The sequence below is a fragment of the Bacillus niameyensis genome, assembly GCF_001375535.1.
Lineage (GTDB): Bacteria > Bacillota > Bacilli > Bacillales > Bacillaceae_C > Lederbergia > Lederbergia niameyensis.
The window spans coordinates 210,639-228,600 of sequence record NZ_LN831197.1 but is presented as its reverse complement, the minus strand read 5'-3'; the positions used below and the strand labels follow the sequence as shown (position 1 = coordinate 228,600).

The following is a 17,962-nucleotide window of genomic DNA, read 5'->3' as shown; positions in this document are numbered from 1 at the left end:
ACTCTCGGATAGAGAAAAATACTCTCGGATAGAGAAAAATACTCTTGGATAGAGAAAAATACTCTTGGATAGAGAAAAATACTCTTGGATAGAGAAAAATACTCTTGGATAGAGAAAAATACTCTTGGATAGAGAAAAATACTCTTGGATAGAGAAAAATACTCTTGGATAGAGAAAAATACTCTTGGATAGAGAAAAATACTCTTGGATAGAGAAAAATACTCTTGGATAGAGAAAAATACTCTTGGATAGAGAAAAATACTCTTGGATAGAGAAAAATACTCTTGGATAGAGAAAAATACTCTTGGATAGAGAAAAATACTCTTGGATAGAGAAAAATACTCTTGGATAGAGAAAAATACTCTTGGATAGAGAAAAATACTCTTGGATAGAGAAAAATACTCTTGGATAGAGAAAAATACTCTTGGATAGAGAAAAATACTCTTGGATAGAGAAAAATACTCTTGGATAGAGAAAAATACTCTTGGATAGAGAAAAATACTCTTGGATAGAGAAAAATACTCTTGGATAGAGAAAAATACTCTTGGATAGAGAAAAATACTCTTGGATAGAGAAAAATACTCTTGGATAGAGAAAAATACTCTTGGATAGAGAAAAATACTCTTGGATAGAGAAAAATACTCTTGGATAGAGAAAAATACTCTTGGATAGAGAAAAATACTCTTGGATAGAGAAAAATACTCTTGGATAGAGAAAAATACTCTTGGATAGAGAAAAATACTCTTGGATAGAGAAAAATACTCTTGGATAGAGAAAAATACTCTTGGATAGAGAAAAATACTCTTGGATAGAGAAAAATACTCTTGGATAGAGAAAAATACTCTTGGATAGAGAAAAATACTCTTGGATAGAGAAAAATACTCTTGGATAGAGAAAAATACTCTTGGATAGAGAAAAATACTCTTGGATAGAGAAAAATACTCTTGGATAGAGAAAAATACTCTTGGATAGAGAAAAATACTCTTGGATAGAGAAAAATACTCTTGGATAGAGAAAAATACTCTTGGATAGAGAAAAATACTCTTGGATAGAGAAAAATACTCTTGGATAGAGAAAAATACTCTTGGATAGAGAAAAATACTCTTGGATAGAGAAAAATACTCTTGGATAGAGAAAAATACTCTTGGATAGAGAAAAATACTCTTGGATAGAGAAAAATACTCTTGGATAGAGAAAAATACTCTTGGATAGAGAAAAATACTCTTGGATAGAGAAAAATACTCTTGGATAGAGAAAAATACTCTTGGATAGAGAAAAATACTCTTGGATAGAGAAAAATACTCTTGGATAGAGAAAAATACTCTTGGATAGAGAAAAATACTCTTGGATAGAGAAAAATACTCTTGGATAGAGAAAAATACTCTTGGATAGAGAAAAATACTCTTGGATAGAGAAAAATACTCTTGGATAGAGAAAAATACTCTTGGATAGAGAAAAATACTCTTGGATAGAGAAAAATACTCTTGGATAGAGAAAAATACTCTTGGATAGAGAAAAATACTCTTGGATAGAGAAAAATACTCTTGGATAGAGAAAAATACTCTTGGATAGAGAAAAATACTCTTGGATAGAGAAAAATACTCTTGGATAGAGAAAAATACTCTTGGATAGAGAAAAATACTCTTGGATAGAGAAAAATACTCTTGGATAGAGAAAAATACTCTTGGATAGAGAAAAATACTCTTGGATAGAGAAAAATACTCTTGGATAGAGAAAAATACTCTTGGATAGAGAAAAATACTCTTGGATAGAGAAAAATACTCTTGGATAGAGAAAAATACTCTTGGATAGAGAAAAATACTCTTGGATAGAGAAAAATACTCTTGGATAGAGAAAAATACTCTTGGATAGAGAAAAATACTCTTGGATAGAGAAAAATACTCTTGGATAGAGAAAAATACTCTTGGATAGAGAAAAATACTCTTGGATAGAGAAAAATACTCTTGGATAGAGAAAAATACTCTTGGATAGAGAAAAATACTCTTGGATAGAGAAAAATACTCTTGGATAGAGAAAAATACTCTTGGATAGAGAAAAATACTCTTGGATAGAGAAAAATACTCTTGGATAGAGAAAAATACTCTTGGATAGAGAAAAATACTCTTGGATAGAGAAAAATACTCTTGGATAGAGAAAAATACTCTTGGATAGAGAAAAATACTCTTGGATAGAGAAAAATACTCTTGGATAGAGAAAAATACTCTTGGATAGAGAAAAATACTCTTGGATAGAGAAAAATACTCTTGGATAGAGAAAAATACTCTTGGATAGAGAAAAATACTCTTGGATAGAGAAAAATACTCTTGGATAGAGAAAAATACTCTTGGATAGAGAAAAATACTCTTGGATAGAGAAAAATACTCTTGGATAGAGAAAAATACTCTTGGATAGAGAAAAATACTCTTGGATAGAGAAAAATACTCTTGGATAGAGAAAAATACTCTTGGATAGAGAAAAATACTCTTGGATAGAGAAAAATACTCTTGGATAGAGAAAAATACTCTTGGATAGAGAAAAATACTCTTGGATAGAGAAAAATACTCTTGGATAGAGAAAAATACTCTTGGATAGAGAAAAATACTCTTGGATAGAGAAAAATACTCTTGGATAGAGAAAAATACTCTTGGATAGAGAAAAATACTCTTGGATAGAGAAAAATACTCTTGGATAGAGAAAAATACTCTTGGATAGAGAAAAATACTCTTGGATAGAGAAAAATACTCTTGGATAGAGAAAAATACTCTTGGATAGAGAAAAATACTCTTGGATAGAGAAAAATACTCTTGGATAGAGAAAAATACTCTTGGATAGAGAAAAATACTCTTGGATAGAGAAAAATACTCTTGGATAGAGAAAAATACTCTTGGATAGAGAAAAATACTCTTGGATAGAGAAAAATACTCTTGGATAGAGAAAAATACTCTTGGATAGAGAAAAATACTCTTGGATAGAGAAAAATACTCTTGGATAGAGAAAAATACTCTTGGATAGAGAAAAATACTCTTGGATAGAGAAAAATACTCTTGGATAGAGAAAAATACTCTTGGATAGAGAAAAATACTCTTGGATAGAGAAAAATACTCTTGGATAGAGAAAAATACTCTTGGATAGAGAAAAATACTCTTGGATAGAGAAAAATACTCTTGGATAGAGAAAAATACTCTTGGATAGAGAAAAATACTCTTGGATAGAGAAAAATACTCTTGGATAGAGAAAAATACTCTTGGATAGAGAAAAATACTCTTGGATAGAGAAAAATACTCTTGGATAGAGAAAAATACTCTTGGATAGAGAAAAATACTCTTGGATAGAGAAAAATACTCTTGGATAGAGAAAAATACTCTTGGATAGAGAAAAATACTCTTGGATAGAGAAAAATACTCTTGGATAGAGAAANAGAGAAAAATACTCTCGGATAGAGAAAAATACTCTTGGATAGAGAAAAATACTCTTGGATAGAGAAAAATACTCTTGGATAGAGAAAAATACTCTTGGATAGAGAAAAATACTCTTGGATAGAGAAAAATACTCTTGGATAGAGAAAAATACTCTTGGATAGAGAAAAATACTCTTGGATAGAGAAAAAACGCGGGGGATTCCCCCGCGTTTTTTCATTAATCCATTATCCTCTTAATTCTGCTCCAGCTTTTTCTTTTACAGCTGACAATACTCGGTCATGTGCTTTCAACACTTCTTCATCTGTTAAGGTTTTTTCTGGGTCCGCATAGGTTAAGGAAAAAGCAATTGATTTTTTCCCTTTTTTCATATGTTCACCATCATATAAATCAAATACTCGAGTTGCTTTCAGGAGTTTTCCACCAGCTTCATGTATGATCGCTTCTAACTTTCCAGCGGTCACTTCAGTATCAACTACAAGTGCAATATCTCTTGAAATCGATGGAAACTTTGGAATCGGAACATATTTCAGCTCTGGAAGTTCAGCATTGAATATAGGTTCTGCTTTCAGTTCAAACACATAAGTCGGCTTGAGATCCCATGCTTTTTCTACAGTTGGGTGAAGCTCACCAACAAATCCAAGACTTTCACCATTCAAATGTATTTCGGCCGTTCTGCCCGGATGCATTCCTTCACGCTGCGCCGCGCACCACTCTACATTACCAGCAACACCTAGCTTTTCGAGGAGGCCTTCCAAAATCCCTTTGACCACATAAAAATCGACAGGTTTCTTTTCGCCTTGCCAATCATTTTCCACCCACAAACCTGTTACCGCGCCAGCAATGTGTTCACGTTCATCAGGCTGGCTATTAGCTCCTTCATTTAAAAAGATCGAACCAATTTCATAAACAGCGATAAATTCCTGTTGGCGAGCTAAATTATACGATAAAGAGTTCAATAATTGCGGAATGATGCTCATTCGTAAACAACTATGTTCTTCACTCATAGGCATAGCCAACTTCACAGGCTCCCGTTTTTCAAGTGCAAATTGGGATGCTCTTTCTTCGGAAGTTAGAGAATAGGTAATGGCTTGATAGAGGCCAGCCCCTTCAAGATAATTTCTTGCTGCTCGACGTTTTGCCTGTACTTTAGTTAAGCCACCTGAAGTCGCAGCTCCTGTAGGCAATGTTTTCGGCAGATTGTCATAACCATATAATCGCGCCACTTCCTCAATTAAATCTTCTTCAATCGTAATATCACCACGTCGTGTTGGAACGATCACTGTGAAAATATCTTTTTCGACTGAAACATTAAATTGGAGTCGATTAAAAATGTCGACAACCTCGTTTGCAGTAATGTCTGTTCCTAGTACACGATTAATTTTTTCAAGTGTAATCGATAAAACAGCTGGTTCGATCGCCAGTAAATCTGCCTCGACCCGACCTTCTAATACTTCTCCGCCTGCAAGTTCTGCCATCAATTTTGCAGCACGTTCAGCTGCTGGTCGAACACGAGCCGGATCAACACCTTTTTCATATCTGCTACTCGCTTCACTACGCAACCCATGGTATTTAGATGTTGAGCGAATAGAAGCGCCTGCAAAATAAGCAGATTCCAATAAAATCGTTGTCGTTTCAGCACTTACTTCAGAGTCGGCACCACCCATAACTCCAGCTAAAGCAACAGGAACTGTACCATTTGTAATAACGAGTTGATCCGAAGTCAATGTTCGTTCTGTATCGTCAAGAGTAACAACTTTTTCTCCCTCGTGGGCATGACGGACAACAACTTCCTTTGAACCAAATTTATCGTAGTCAAAAGCATGTAGTGGTTGCCCATATTCAAGTAAAATATAGTTCGTAATATCAACAACATTATTGTGTGGGCGAATCCCTGCTGACATGAGGCGTGTTTGCAACCAAAGCGGAGATGGGCCAACTTTAACGTTTTTAATGATTTTTGCTGTGTAAAGTGGGCTATCCTCTTTGGCATCGACTTTAACTGAGATATAGTCAGATGCTTTTTCTTGTGAAGCTTGGATAGCTGTTTCTGGCAATTTCACTTCTTGATCAAGAATTGCAGCCGTCTCATAAGCGACCCCTAGCATACTTAAAGCATCGGCACGGTTTGGAGTTAGATCAAGTTCCAATACTTCATCATTAAAATTTAAAAGCTCAAGCGCATCGGCACCTACTTCTGTATCTTCAGGAAAAACAAAAATGCCTTCAGAAAATTCCTTTGCTACAAGTTTACCTTCGATACCCAATTCTTGAAGTGAGCAGATCATTCCTTGAGATACTTCGCCACGCAACTTCGCTTTCTTAATTTTAAAGTTGCCAGGAAGAACTGCTCCAACTTTAGCGACAGCTACCTTTTGACCTTTAGCCACGTTCGGAGCACCACAAATAATTTGTACAGGTTCTTCCTCGCCAACATTGACGAGACATTTATTTAATTTATCTGCCTCTGGATGTTTTTCGCATTGGAGCACATGTCCTACTACAACATTTTTGACTCCTGCACTTTTTTGTTCTACATCATCAACTTCAATTCCACTTCTCGTAATTCTTTCCGCAAGTTCAGTCGCGGATACCCCTGCAAGATCAACATAGTCTTGCAGCCATTTATAAGAAACTAGCATTGATTACCCTCCTATCCTTACTCTTGCACCGAAAATTGTTGTAAGAAACGAATATCATTCGTATAAAAATGACGAATATCATCAATTCCATATTTCAACATAGCAATTCGCTCTGGACCCATCCCAAAAGCAAAACCAGTATATTTCTTCGGATCGAAACCAGACATTTGGAGAACATTCGGATGAACCATTCCTGCCCCTAATATTTCAATCCAACCTGTTTGCTTACAAATACGACACCCTGAACCAGCACAAATTTTACAAGAAATATCCATTTCTACTGATGGTTCTGTGAAAGGAAAGAAACTAGGGCGAAGACGTATTTCACGATCCTCTCCAAACATCTTCTTGGCAAAAACATCCAAAGTTCCCTTCAAGTCTGCCATCGTAATATTCTCATCCACAACAAGCCCTTCAATTTGGGTAAACTGATGGGAATGAGTCGCGTCATCATTATCTCGACGATACACTTTACCAGGACAAATAATTTTGATTGGACCTTTCCCTTCGTGTTTTTCCATAGTTCGCGCTTGAACAGGTGATGTCTGTGTTCTCATTAACAACTCTTCCGTAATATAAAACGAATCTTGCATATCACGAGCCGGATGACCTTTTGGCAAATTCAGCGCTTCAAAGTTATAATAATCCTTTTCCACTTCTGGACCTTCTGCTACTTGATAACCCATTCCGATAAACAAATCTTCAATTTCCTCAACGATTTTCGTTAATGGATGACGGCTACCTGTTTTCACTGGTCTGCCCGGAAGTGTGACATCAATTTTTTCGGCTTCTAATTTTTGATTCACTTCAGCCGCTTCTAATTCTTCGCGTTTTTCAGTAATTAAGTCAGCAATATGCTCTCGAATCGTATTGGCTAAAGCACCAATTTTCGGTCTTTCCTCAGCAGTTAACTTCCCCATACCACGCAAAACCTCAGTAATCGGGCCTTTTTTGCCTAAATAAGATACACGAAGATCATTTAAATCTTTCAAATTAGAAGAGTCTTTAATTTTCTTTAGAGCTTCTTCTTTTAACTCCTGTAATCGTTCTTTCACTACAAATCCTCCTTAACCCATTTTTCGAAAAATAAAAAGCCCCATCCCTAAAAGGGACGAGGCTTATCGTCGCGGTACCACCCTTATAAACATGGATTCCATGTTCACTTCATTTAGATAACGGCACATGTCCGGTGCATCTTTACGTAAAAATACGGTCCTGATGCCGACTCGGGAGGTGAACTTCATTCGGTTTTCGTAGAAATGCTTCCAGTCAAGGCATTTCTCCCTAGATACTTCCGCCAAATTACTCTTCTCCGTCGACGTCTTTCGATTATTTAGATATTCACATTATAGACTTTTTCTTAACCGATTTCAAACCTATTTTCGTAAGTGGTACAGTAATATCCCTGTTGCAATTGAAACATTCAACGATTCACTCTGTCCATAGATAGGGATATACAAGTTTTGATCGGTTTTTTCAAGAATTTCAGGAGAAACTCCTGCACCTTCATTCCCAACAATCAGCGCGAATGAATCCGTTGGTCGTACTTCCTTATAATCAACTGCTCCCTCAAGGGCTGTTCCAAATATAGAGATATTTGCCTCTTTTAATTTTCCCATCCAGGTGTAAAGATCTCCAGACTCTATTACCAAATGAAAATGACTTCCTTGCGCAGATCGAATCACTTTCGGGTTGTACAGATCTCCAGTTCCTTCACCAAGGATGACACCATCAATCCCTGCCGCATCCGCTGTCCGGATAATTGTTCCGATATTTCCAGGATCTTGCACACCGTCCAGAAGAAGAAATCGCGAATGTTCGTTAAAATCAATAGAACTCTCTCTCTTTCTACATACGGCAAAAATTCCTTGGGGTGTTTTTGTATCCGAAATTTGTTTACTAATTTCCTGGGTGATGGTTGTAATAGGGTGCTGAGACCAGTCTTCATGTATTGATCGTTCTTCCTCTATCACCAATTCCAGTACGTCATTCGTTTTCAATGCTTCAGAAACTAAATGTTCGCCTTCAATAAGATATTTATCTGTTAGATCACGATATTTCTTCGTTAATAATTTTTTCCATAATTTGACTCTTTCATTTTTTGTTGACTGTATGTGCTCCATCATTTCCATTCCTTCCAAACATTCTTCTTTCATTATACATATTCCCATCGATTTGCGAAAAACTATCTTTAAATATATTTACATAAAGGAGTTATGATAATGGATTTAAATTTGCGAAAAGCGGTTATTCATAACGTCGCTGATAATGATCAAGCTCAATTGAGAGACACAATAGTTGAAGCCATCCAAATGGGAGAAGAGAAATATTTACCTGGATTAGGTGTGCTATTTGAACTCATTTGGACGAATGCTGATGATCAAGAAAAAATTATGATGCTAGAAAACCTCGAACAAGGACTAAAGTAAGGGAAAGCGGCTAAAAATTGCCGCTTTTTCTTTTTTACTACAAGGATTATCTCATTTAGAGTATCACTTGCACGTCCAGCAATTCGCAATCATTTAACCGCTCCCGACTATAAGTCATTTTGACAGAATCCCCTTTCATCTGTATCATTAGAATAAAAAATATAAATAATTCAAATAACTTTTTTCATGAGGGGAAGCATATGTCCAAAATAAATAACTCCGGGATTCAAATTGGAATTATTGGTCCGAAAGCTCTTGTAGACCAGACTAGTGACACACTAAAGTCATTTCCTAACTTTAATCCTATCTTCCGCATCATTGAATCTTCCGATCATTTGCCTGAAATTGTCACAGAGATTATGAACATTGTCGAAGTGTTATTGTTCACAGAATTTCAGATGTACAAAATAGCGAAACAAAAACTTTCTTTTTCAATTCCTGTCCATTACGTTCCTTTAATGGGAACAGGTCTGTACAGAACTCTGTTTCTCATAAAAGCACGCTCTGAACTAAAGCGACTATCCATTGATACAATAGAAAAAAAATACGTAGAACAAATTCTCGTTGAACTAGGTGAATCCAAATGTGAACTCATTCCATATAATAGTAGTTTCAATGAGGTGGATGAGATTGTTTCATTTCATTTAGAAAACTATCAAAGACATGAAAGCGTTGCCTTATCTGGGATTCAAGAGGTTTCTGATCGACTGACAATGTTAAAGGTCCCCCATCAATTAGTCACACCAACTCAACAAGATATGATTGTCACATTAGAGCGCGCTTTACTTTCAACTCGAACCCGCCAAAATAAGGAGTCACAAATCGTTTTTGGGTTAATAAATATCGATCAATTCAGAAGAAAAGCAGAGAAATACTCCTCCGAACACGATGTTCAACTATTAAAATTAAAAATTCAACAAATGTTATTAGATTACACAAAGCAGCTTGATGGACATTTTATCAATTTAGGTGGAGAAGAATACTCATTTATTACAACACGTGGAATTTTCGAACGTGAAACTCGCGGTTATAAGTACATTCCCCTACTTCAAGATATGAAAAACCAATTAGATATTACAATAAGTTTAGGTGTTGGTTTTGGACAAACAGCTGCTGAAGCTGGGAGCCATGCCCGATTAGCATTAAGACAGTCTAAAGAATTAGGTGGAAACGTATGCTATATAGTTCGCGAAGACCGTAGTGTTCTAGGCCCTGTAGATGTAACCACTTATACGCAATATGAAAGATATGAATTGGCCATTACAGATCCCCATTTATTAGACAAGGCCGAAAAAGCAGGGATGTCTGCTACTTATATGACGATGTTGATGGCAAGGGTTGCTCGCCACAAAAAGATTGAATATACAGCGCAAGAACTCGCAGATACTTTGAAAATTACAACAAGAAGTGCCCACCGTATTTTATTAAAGTGGATGGATGCCGATCTAGTTAATATTGTCGGAGAAGAAAAGGTATCCCATAAAGGCCGACCAAGGCGGATCTATCAGTTGAGTTTTATTGCTGATGAGCTATTAAATTTATAATTTTTAAGGGTGAATAAAATGAAATTAAGTTTAATCAAGACAATTCGAACAAATAATTTTCATGATGAGCAAATGATGGATAAAATTAAATCTATGTGGGAAAAGGCTTCTCACACGTTGACAAACTATCGTGGAACAACGTATGGAGTGTATTTTGACTATGAAAATGACTTTAAAGGGGATTATTCATTGGCGGTTGCTATTGATGACGAAGGAACTTCTATGATCGAAATTCCCGAGTCGACATCCTATAAAGTTTTCGATGTCGATATTAGTGATGAACAAGGAATAATAAAAACATGGAAAAAGATATGGGAATTAGAGGAACATGGAGAATTAAATCGGGCATATACTTTCGACTACGAAAAATACAATCCTAATGGAGAAATTGAAATATATATCGCTATTATGTAAGCAGGAAAATGAGCCGCACCCTTAACTGTTTTTGTGTACTATTGGGGCGTAGCTCAATTTTCACTGCTTTTTATTTTGCCTTATAGGTTTATTTTCACGCCAACTGATTCAATTCAGCATACTCAACTTCACCTGCCATTTTGTTACCTGCAAGAAATCGTTCAATATCTTCAACAACATATTGCCCAAGCCTTTGGAGTCCATTATTAACAGCACCAGCTATATGTGGTGTCAAAACAACATTCGGCAATGATCGAAACGGATGATCAACAGCAGGAGGTTCAGGATTGGTTACATCAAGACAAACCAAAAGTCTTCCCTTCTCTAGTTCTGAAATAAGTGCAGCTTCATCAATAATAGAACCTCTAGCTGTATTTATTAAAATTGCGTCATCTTTTATCAATTGTAAACGCCTTTTATTGAACATGTTTTCGGTTTCTGGTATGGATGGAGCATGGATGGAAACGACATCTGATTGTGTAAGCAGATCCTCCAATTCAAGCTTTGTCACCCCGATTGTTTTCGCTTCATCCTCGGAGACTGTTGGGTCAAAAACTACAATATTGACATCAAAAGCTTGTAAAAGTCGGATAAAATGGCGGCCTGCTCGCCCTGCTCCCACTACCCCAACCGTGATTCCAAAAACTTCTTTGATTTTGTCTTTATCTTTATTCCATTCCCCTTCTCGAGTATTTTTCGTTAATTTCCAAACGTTCTTTAACGACATGATCATAAGACCAAGTGCGGTTTCCGCAACTCCTTTACCTAATGCATCTGCCGCGCTACTTACCCGAATCCCTCTTTCCCATAATTCGGGAGAAACAATACCTTTCACTGTCCCTGCAGCATGTAAAACCGCTTTCAATTTAGGGGCCGACTCCAAAATATTCTGATCTAACATAGGACATCCCCAAGATGTAACCGCAATATCCGCATCTTTCAATAAATTTTTAACCGTTGTTGCTTGTACACCTTCTTCGTCCTGGTTAATTATTACTTCTCCAAATTTTTCAAGATAGAGCAATTGTTCTTTCGTAAAGATTTGGGCTGTCGTTTTAGAACTTTGCAATAATACAATTTTTCTCATCCCTAAAACTCCTATTCTATTTACTTATTTAAAAAGCGCCGACCTTTTGCAGTGCAATTTTAGTCAGTGATGTTCTCCCATCTCCTATTACTGGATTTTGAAGTGGAGTCTACAGCAAATTATTGTCAGTCAAATGAACCTTCTTCTAATGTTAATTAATTTCTGTAAAGTTCGTCAATTAATTATTATTTTAAGACATTTTAAAGACTTAATTGGCAAGTGAAATAAGTATTTTATTTGTAGATTATTTTTCATGACAAAAGCTCATCCTATACTTTGACTTTACATAAAGGAGATATATCAATGGAGAACGATAATCAAGAACGTGCAAGTTCCGAAATGAACGAAGACATGTTAACAACAAGACAAGGCCATCCTATTACAAATAATCAAAATATAAGAACTGTCGGAAATAGAGGACCAGCTACTCTCGAAAATTATGATTTCATTGAAAAGATTTCTCATTTTGATCGTGAACGTGTTCCAGAAAGAGTCGTCCATGCTCGAGGGGCTGGAGCACATGGTTATTTTGAGACATACGGTAAGGCCGGAGATGAAGATATTGCCAAATACACACGTGCAAAAGTTTTCCAAAGTGCTGGAAAAAAGACACCTGTTTTTGTCCGTTTTTCTACTGTTATTGGTGGAATAGAATCACCCGAGACAGCTCGCGACCCAAGGGGTTTTGCCGTCAAATTTTATACGGAAGATGGAAACTGGGATTTGGTCGGAAACAATATAAAGATCTTCTTTATTCGTGACGCCATTAAGTTCCCTGATATGATTCATTCATTTAAACCCGACCCTGTTACAAATTTACCGGATCCTGAGCGGATGTTTGATTTTATTTCTGAATCACCTGAGGCAATCCACATGATCACTTTTATTTTTTCCCCCTGGGGGATACCTGCCAATTATCGTCAAATGCAAGGGTCTGGTGTAAATACGTATAAATGGGTAAATCAGCAAGGTGAGGCCGTTTTAGTAAAATATCACTGGGAACCTTTAAATAATGAAATTAAAAACCTTACTCAAAAAGAAGCAGAAGAAATACAAGCTAAAAATGTTAGCCATGCAACTCAAGACTTATATGAATCCATTGAAAGTGGAAATTATCCTGAGTGGGAATTGAACGTCCAAATTATGAGCGATGGTGAACATCCAGAACTTGATTTTGATCCTCTTGATGACACAAAACTGTGGCCTAAAGATAAATTTCCATTTCTTCCAGTCGGAAAAATGGTACTAAACAGAAATCCTGAAAACTATTTCGATGAAGTTGAACAAGCTGCATTTGGAACTGGGGTTCTCGTTGACGGTCTTGATTTTTCCGATGATAAAATGTTGCAAGGAAGGACTTTCTCTTATTCTGATACACAAAGACATCGGGTTGGGACAAACTATTTACAATTACCAATTAACTCGCCAAATAAACACGTAGGTTCGAATCAGCATGGCGGTCAAATGAGCTTTAATACCAATTATTCTAAAAGTAATAATCCTCATGTTAATTACGAACCTTCCACGCTAGGAGGTTTTAAAGAAGCAACCCAATCTGGCGTTGAACATGAGCCACACTATAATGCAAAACTAACAAGAGAAAGTATTGACCGAGAAAATAATTATGGTCAAGCTGGTGAAACTTATCGCAGTTTCGAAGATTGGGAAAAAGATGAGTTGATTTCCAACTTAACTGATGCATTAAGCGTTTGTAAACCGCATATCCAAGAGAAAATGATTGAGCATTTTACAAAAGCTGACGAAGAATATGGCCGCAGAGTTCGAGATGGGCTGCAAAACGTAAAGAATAAAAAAACTAATAAGGATCATACGAGTACAGTTTCCGCGGATAAAGCTGTTCAAGAGGCACAGAATAAGGGAAAGGAAGCAGATCCTTATTAATCTAAGCTCTCTTCAAGTAAAAAATTCGAAAACTTTGATGCTTCCCTTTTCATCCTGTGAAGCTTTTGATTATTCTACCTTTTAAAGGGCAAACTTTAATGAATTACCTTCTAGGAGATGATGGGATATGTCTGAACAAACAGATGATTTAACTACCCGTGAGGCAGAACAACCTGATTCTGAAAACGTGAATAAATTCGAACAGTTTATCGGAGGGCAATCCGGAGAAATGACATTTATGATGCAATATCATTTTCATGGTTTTATTCCACAATAAGAAAGTTGAACACTTCATATCGGGGCAATTTATTAAAATTATGAGGTTGGGATAAAGTGAAACTTCAATCAGTGGGGGTTTTTTTCATCCCCCACTGATTGTTAGAGGAACAAAGGCTAAATTCGCAACATCCCGTTGCAACGCCTTTGTGACCCGCGTCCTGCGGGCCCGAACCAATCGGGCTTTTACTCTTTAAGGCGCAAGCGCATTGCTCACCGACGTACAAGCTTCCTAATAAGGATGAACGGCTAAGGACGCGCCGTCCTGGCGCAACGCCGTTCTGACCAACGTCCTGTTGGTCCGAGATAAAGGAAACACGGCGAAGAATGAGCCGATGCTGACTTATCGTAGGAAGAAGCGTAGAAGTTTGCTAGTCGATATGCGCTTAAGCTAGATATGGCTGTTGATCCCCCACTTACAATTCTTGGATTATCCTCGAATTCTTGAAGTGGGGTCTTACAGCCAGTTAATGCGGGACAAAAGTTTTTTACCCCAAGATGAATCCGAACAATATTGTATATTGTGGATTTACTCGTTTAGAGGGAGTAATTTTAGTTATGTCCCAGCCTCTTCTTCTAAATTTTTTGAACCAATCCTTTAAATTTCTCGTAATTCACCTTAACGCCATCGTCCAAATCAATTTCTATTTGCTTATCGGCCATGTAATGCAGAAGTTCATCATAGTCTTTTAACTCGGCTATCTTCTTATTTACAAGTTTTAATTCCTTATTAGCATTGCTAATTTCCTTTGGCCTTGACCCACTTTCAATAAAATGGAGCAAATCCTTCTTTTCTGCATCTAAACGAATTTGACACTCATGCAAATAATCTGTACGAATTCGTGAAAGAGTCGATTTGTCATAACGATGCATATAAATTAAGCAATTGAATGCTTTTTCTTTACCTGATGTAAATAACCAATAAATTGGATGTTTCTTATATACCCTTACATGGTCTTTGTAAAAATCATTTAAAAAATAGCGACGAAGTGTTTCTCTAGCTGTTTCATCTTTTTTCCGATCAAGCGCATTTGCTATAAATTTCAAATTTTCATTAAGTTGTTCTCTCCCGAATGTGATCCCAATGAAATCAATAAATTTAATAACAATATCATCATCGAAGTAAGGTGAAATCGGAAGAATATTATCTTCATCTACCGGGAAAGTTTTGTATCGCGAAAAATTAATTTTCCCTCCTGCAAAAATCAGTCCGTCATCATCAAGCGAATAACGTCCAAAGGAACATCCAATTGCATAGGAAATAAAACTTTTAATATCTTGTTCCAAATCGGCCTTTCGAATTGTAATATCCTTGTCTTGAACCTCTCTGCTTATTGCATTCTGCAAGCTAAAAAGCTCAATAAAAATATCATTTAATTTAACCTCATTCGATTTAAGCTGATTAAATTGATTTTCTGTAAACTGTTCCCATTCCCTAAAAGTAGAATCAATCGTTTTAAATTGATTATATAATAATGGATGTTTCTTAAAATCCCATGATACTTCATAAGCATCCCATTCATTTTTGGAAATTATAATATTTTCTTTCACTATTTGTATTATTTCATTACGCTTCTCCTCTTCTATTGATAGAAAAGGAAGTGATCCAACTGTTCCTGGTTGATAATTTAATGTAGGATTAATTAATGGAAATATATATCGAACAATATTTGTAGAGAGATAACCGAGAATAATATATAACTCATCTAACTCATTTGTAAATAAGGAAGAGCCCGAATTATCAAACAGAAAGCCTTTTGGAGAAAATCTTGAACCAAATGAACCTGAACTTAGAGCTGACCAGGTAATACTAGGTTTAAAAATATAATCTAAATTATAGTTATGTGACCGTACCTTCCCTTTATCATCAACAAAACTTCTAATTTTCTCACCATCATTTTCCCAATCGACTATATAGTCGATATTGCCATACCATTTCCTGTACTCCCCTCCTTTATTGTATGGAAACCATCTACATTTACTAGCTTGTGCCGATTCTCTATTCGCCGCTCGGATGTTCGTATTATTCCAATTTACTTCATGCCAGAGTCTTAAAAATCTATTATTATTAGCTGTTGCCATACCTAGCCGAGGATTAGCAATGCCGGAAATTGTTTTATGCTCATCAAACAATGAAATTATCTGGTGCGAAGCCCAATATGCTAATGAGCATCCAGGAATTTTAGTAAAATCTGTTTGATTGGAAGAATAACGATAAGGGATAGTTGGATTTTGTACTGCTTCAATAGCTCTTTTCCGTTTTTCTTCAGCCGTATTTTCTTCCACCATACGTAAATAAGTACCATTACATTCTGTTATTTGAAGATTTCTCATGACAAACGCTGTTGTCTGAACAACCTCTCCGCCAATTTCTTCAAATGCTCTTGGTCCTAAATGTAGCATTGTATCAATAAATTTATTCTTAATGATTTTTCCTCTTAACTTCTCATAACTTGATAAGAACATCCACGAATGTTGGTTTACTGCAGCATAAAAGCCATACAATTTCAAGTATTGATCAATCTCCATAAAAGCAGCGAAAAGATCAGATTTTGAGTCAGGGTAGTATTGTTTTAAAAAGCTCGCTAACTCTTTGTTCATACTTCCAGAACCCATATATGGAGGATTTAAAATGACAACATCATAAGTTTGTCCCATTATTTTTGTCTGTGAGATTAAATTAGGAAGCAGTGATAATACTCTTTCTCGCTTTTCTATATTAAATAGATCTTCAATCGGTCGAGACTTAATCTCATTAAACCGCTCTTTCAAAAAATCAATATTTTCTTCCGTAACTTTTATAAGTGAGCCAAATGTTTTAGCATCGACATATTGTCTAACAAATCTTTCGATTATATCGTAGTTCTCACCGCTATTTTCACCAACTAAATACAAAATATCGTCATCCGTCCATCCATTCGTTTCTTGAATAGAAGCTAAATTAAGAGTTAATCCATCTCGTTCAATACTTCTCAAAAACCTGCGATTATACTTTAATGCCTTCATAACAACAGAGAAGCAAGCTAATTGATAAGCGCGATCATCAATATCAAGGCCATATAAATTTTTTTCGATAATCAATCGTGGAATTTCTCTTTCCATATAACCACATTTCTTATAAATCTCATAAAGAACATCAAACATATATACAAGGATATGTCCGCTGCCCATCGCAGGGTCAAAACATTTAATATCCTCAACATTTAGGTCTTTACAAACAAAAGGTATAATTTTTTCTTCAAAATCCTCCTGTTCGTGCTCCAAGTAATAGTCCCAACCACTTTGCAGATCGCGATGTTCAGGATGAGCTTCAACCCAATAACGGCCAAGTGAATTTTGCACCATATAATGTACAATCCATTCAGGCGTAAATAGCTGAGTTGCAAAAGGGATTTCTTCTGCCTTGTACTTCTTTTTTTCTCGGAAAACACGATCTTTTTCATCCGTAATATAAAATTGATAAAGCCAGCCGATGACTTCGATTTTCTCCCAATTCTCTTCTGGAATTAATTCGGTATTCGTCATATCACGAATGAATGAGTCAGTCGCGAGTAATCCCTCTGGAAAGAGAATTTCCGAGTAATCATTAATCTTTTCAAACATAAATGGCATATAGCGATTAAGGTCATTGCAATGCTTAATAATCAAATATTTGAACAGCTCTTCCGAGTCGTTTTTCATTTTTAATTCATAGACATACTCTTTATCCAGCTCCAAGTTCAGTGACAATACCTCTTTCATCATATCCGGTTCAGTGCTATCTGAATATGAAGAGGAGAGTACTCTCACTTTCGTTGGTAAATAGTCATTAATCTCCATAAACCGCAAAGCAGTAAAACGATTAAACCAAGTATAAGCAACCTCATCGATTACTTGATAAAAACCAATTTGCTTAACCCGCTCTATTAATTTATCTCTTTGAATTTTTTCTTCGTTTGATAGTTGCTTTCCATTAATAAAAAGAGCGTCAGAGCTTTCTATTTCTGCTGTATTAAGGGCTTCTGCTGTAATTCCCATTTTCAAAGCCCGCGCTTCAACTCTTTGTAATAATTCTCTTCTTGCTCTTGTTGCCAAATTTTTTAATGCTAATTTATTCATCGGATGTCACCTGCTTGATTATATAGGTAATCTTTAATACGAACATTATATCGAACAGATCTCCCCGAGTCGAGGAGATCATCTATTCCATCATTTCATGACTTACGTAAAAAGAAATGGCTCGTATATTAAAAAAACTAGGAATCAACTACAT

At 36.0% G+C, this 17,962-nt stretch carries 10 protein-coding genes and 1 other annotated feature; of the genes, 5 read left to right on the top strand and 5 right to left on the bottom strand.

Annotated elements, in window-relative coordinates:
• Positions 1–3,643: 3,643 nt before the first annotated feature.
• The 3 genes from pheT to BN1243_RS01165 all read right to left on the bottom strand — a co-directional run bounded on the left by pheT (position 3,644) and on the right by BN1243_RS01165 (position 8,214).
• Complete coding sequence (gene pheT, locus BN1243_RS01175; RefSeq protein WP_062104460.1) at positions 3,644–6,058, bottom strand: phenylalanine--tRNA ligase subunit beta; 2,415 nt, start codon at positions 6,056–6,058, stop codon at positions 3,644–3,646.
• A 17-nt stretch (positions 6,059–6,075) separates the two neighbouring features.
• Positions 6,076–7,113 (bottom strand): phenylalanine--tRNA ligase subunit alpha, encoded by a 1,038-nt coding sequence (pheS, locus tag BN1243_RS01170; protein ID WP_062104459.1) that lies wholly within the window; start codon positions 7,111–7,113, stop codon positions 6,076–6,078.
• A gap of 49 nt (positions 7,114–7,162) precedes the next feature.
• Positions 7,163–7,386 (bottom strand) — a binding site (T-box leader).
• Positions 7,387–7,434: 48 nt separating this feature from the next.
• Positions 7,435–8,214, bottom strand: coding sequence for a TrmH family RNA methyltransferase (locus BN1243_RS01165; RefSeq protein WP_326569823.1), 780 nt, complete (start codon positions 8,212–8,214; stop codon positions 7,435–7,437).
• Positions 8,215–8,280: 66 nt separating this feature from the next.
• Here BN1243_RS01165 and sspI point away from each other — a divergent pair, with 66 nt between their 5' ends.
• The 3 genes from sspI (at position 8,281) to BN1243_RS01150 (ending at position 10,445) form a co-directional block, all read left to right on the top strand.
• Positions 8,281–8,487, top strand: coding sequence for a small acid-soluble spore protein SspI (gene sspI / locus BN1243_RS01160; RefSeq protein ID WP_062104458.1), 207 nt, complete (start codon positions 8,281–8,283; stop codon positions 8,485–8,487).
• Positions 8,488–8,687: 200 nt separating this feature from the next.
• Complete coding sequence (locus BN1243_RS01155; RefSeq protein ID WP_062104457.1) at positions 8,688–10,031, top strand: helix-turn-helix domain-containing protein; 1,344 nt, start codon at positions 8,688–8,690, stop codon at positions 10,029–10,031.
• An 18-nt stretch (positions 10,032–10,049) separates the two neighbouring features.
• Complete coding sequence (locus BN1243_RS01150) at positions 10,050–10,445, top strand: GyrI-like domain-containing protein (RefSeq protein ID WP_062104456.1); 396 nt, start codon at positions 10,050–10,052, stop codon at positions 10,443–10,445.
• A 94-nt stretch (positions 10,446–10,539) separates the two neighbouring features.
• Here the strand turns inward: BN1243_RS01150 and BN1243_RS01145 are convergent, their stop codons facing one another.
• Positions 10,540–11,532, bottom strand: a complete 993-nt coding sequence (locus BN1243_RS01145) for a hydroxyacid dehydrogenase (protein ID WP_062104455.1) — start codon at positions 11,530–11,532, stop codon at positions 10,540–10,542.
• Between the two features lie 303 nt (positions 11,533–11,835).
• Here BN1243_RS01145 and BN1243_RS01140 point away from each other — a divergent pair, with 303 nt between their 5' ends.
• Complete coding sequence (locus tag BN1243_RS01140; protein WP_062104454.1) at positions 11,836–13,434, top strand: catalase; 1,599 nt, start codon at positions 11,836–11,838, stop codon at positions 13,432–13,434.
• Between the two features lie 127 nt (positions 13,435–13,561).
• Positions 13,562–13,711 (top strand): manganese catalase family protein, encoded by a 150-nt coding sequence (locus tag BN1243_RS21930; RefSeq protein ID WP_154669782.1) that lies wholly within the window; start codon positions 13,562–13,564, stop codon positions 13,709–13,711.
• Positions 13,712–14,286: 575 nt separating this feature from the next.
• On the opposite strand, the gene pglX is transcribed toward BN1243_RS21930, so the two are convergent.
• Positions 14,287–17,808: a BREX-1 system adenine-specific DNA-methyltransferase PglX gene (gene pglX, locus BN1243_RS01135; protein WP_062104453.1), complete on the bottom strand. Its 3,522-nt coding sequence runs from the start codon at positions 17,806–17,808 to the stop codon at positions 14,287–14,289.
• Positions 17,809–17,962: the final 154 nt, after the last annotated feature.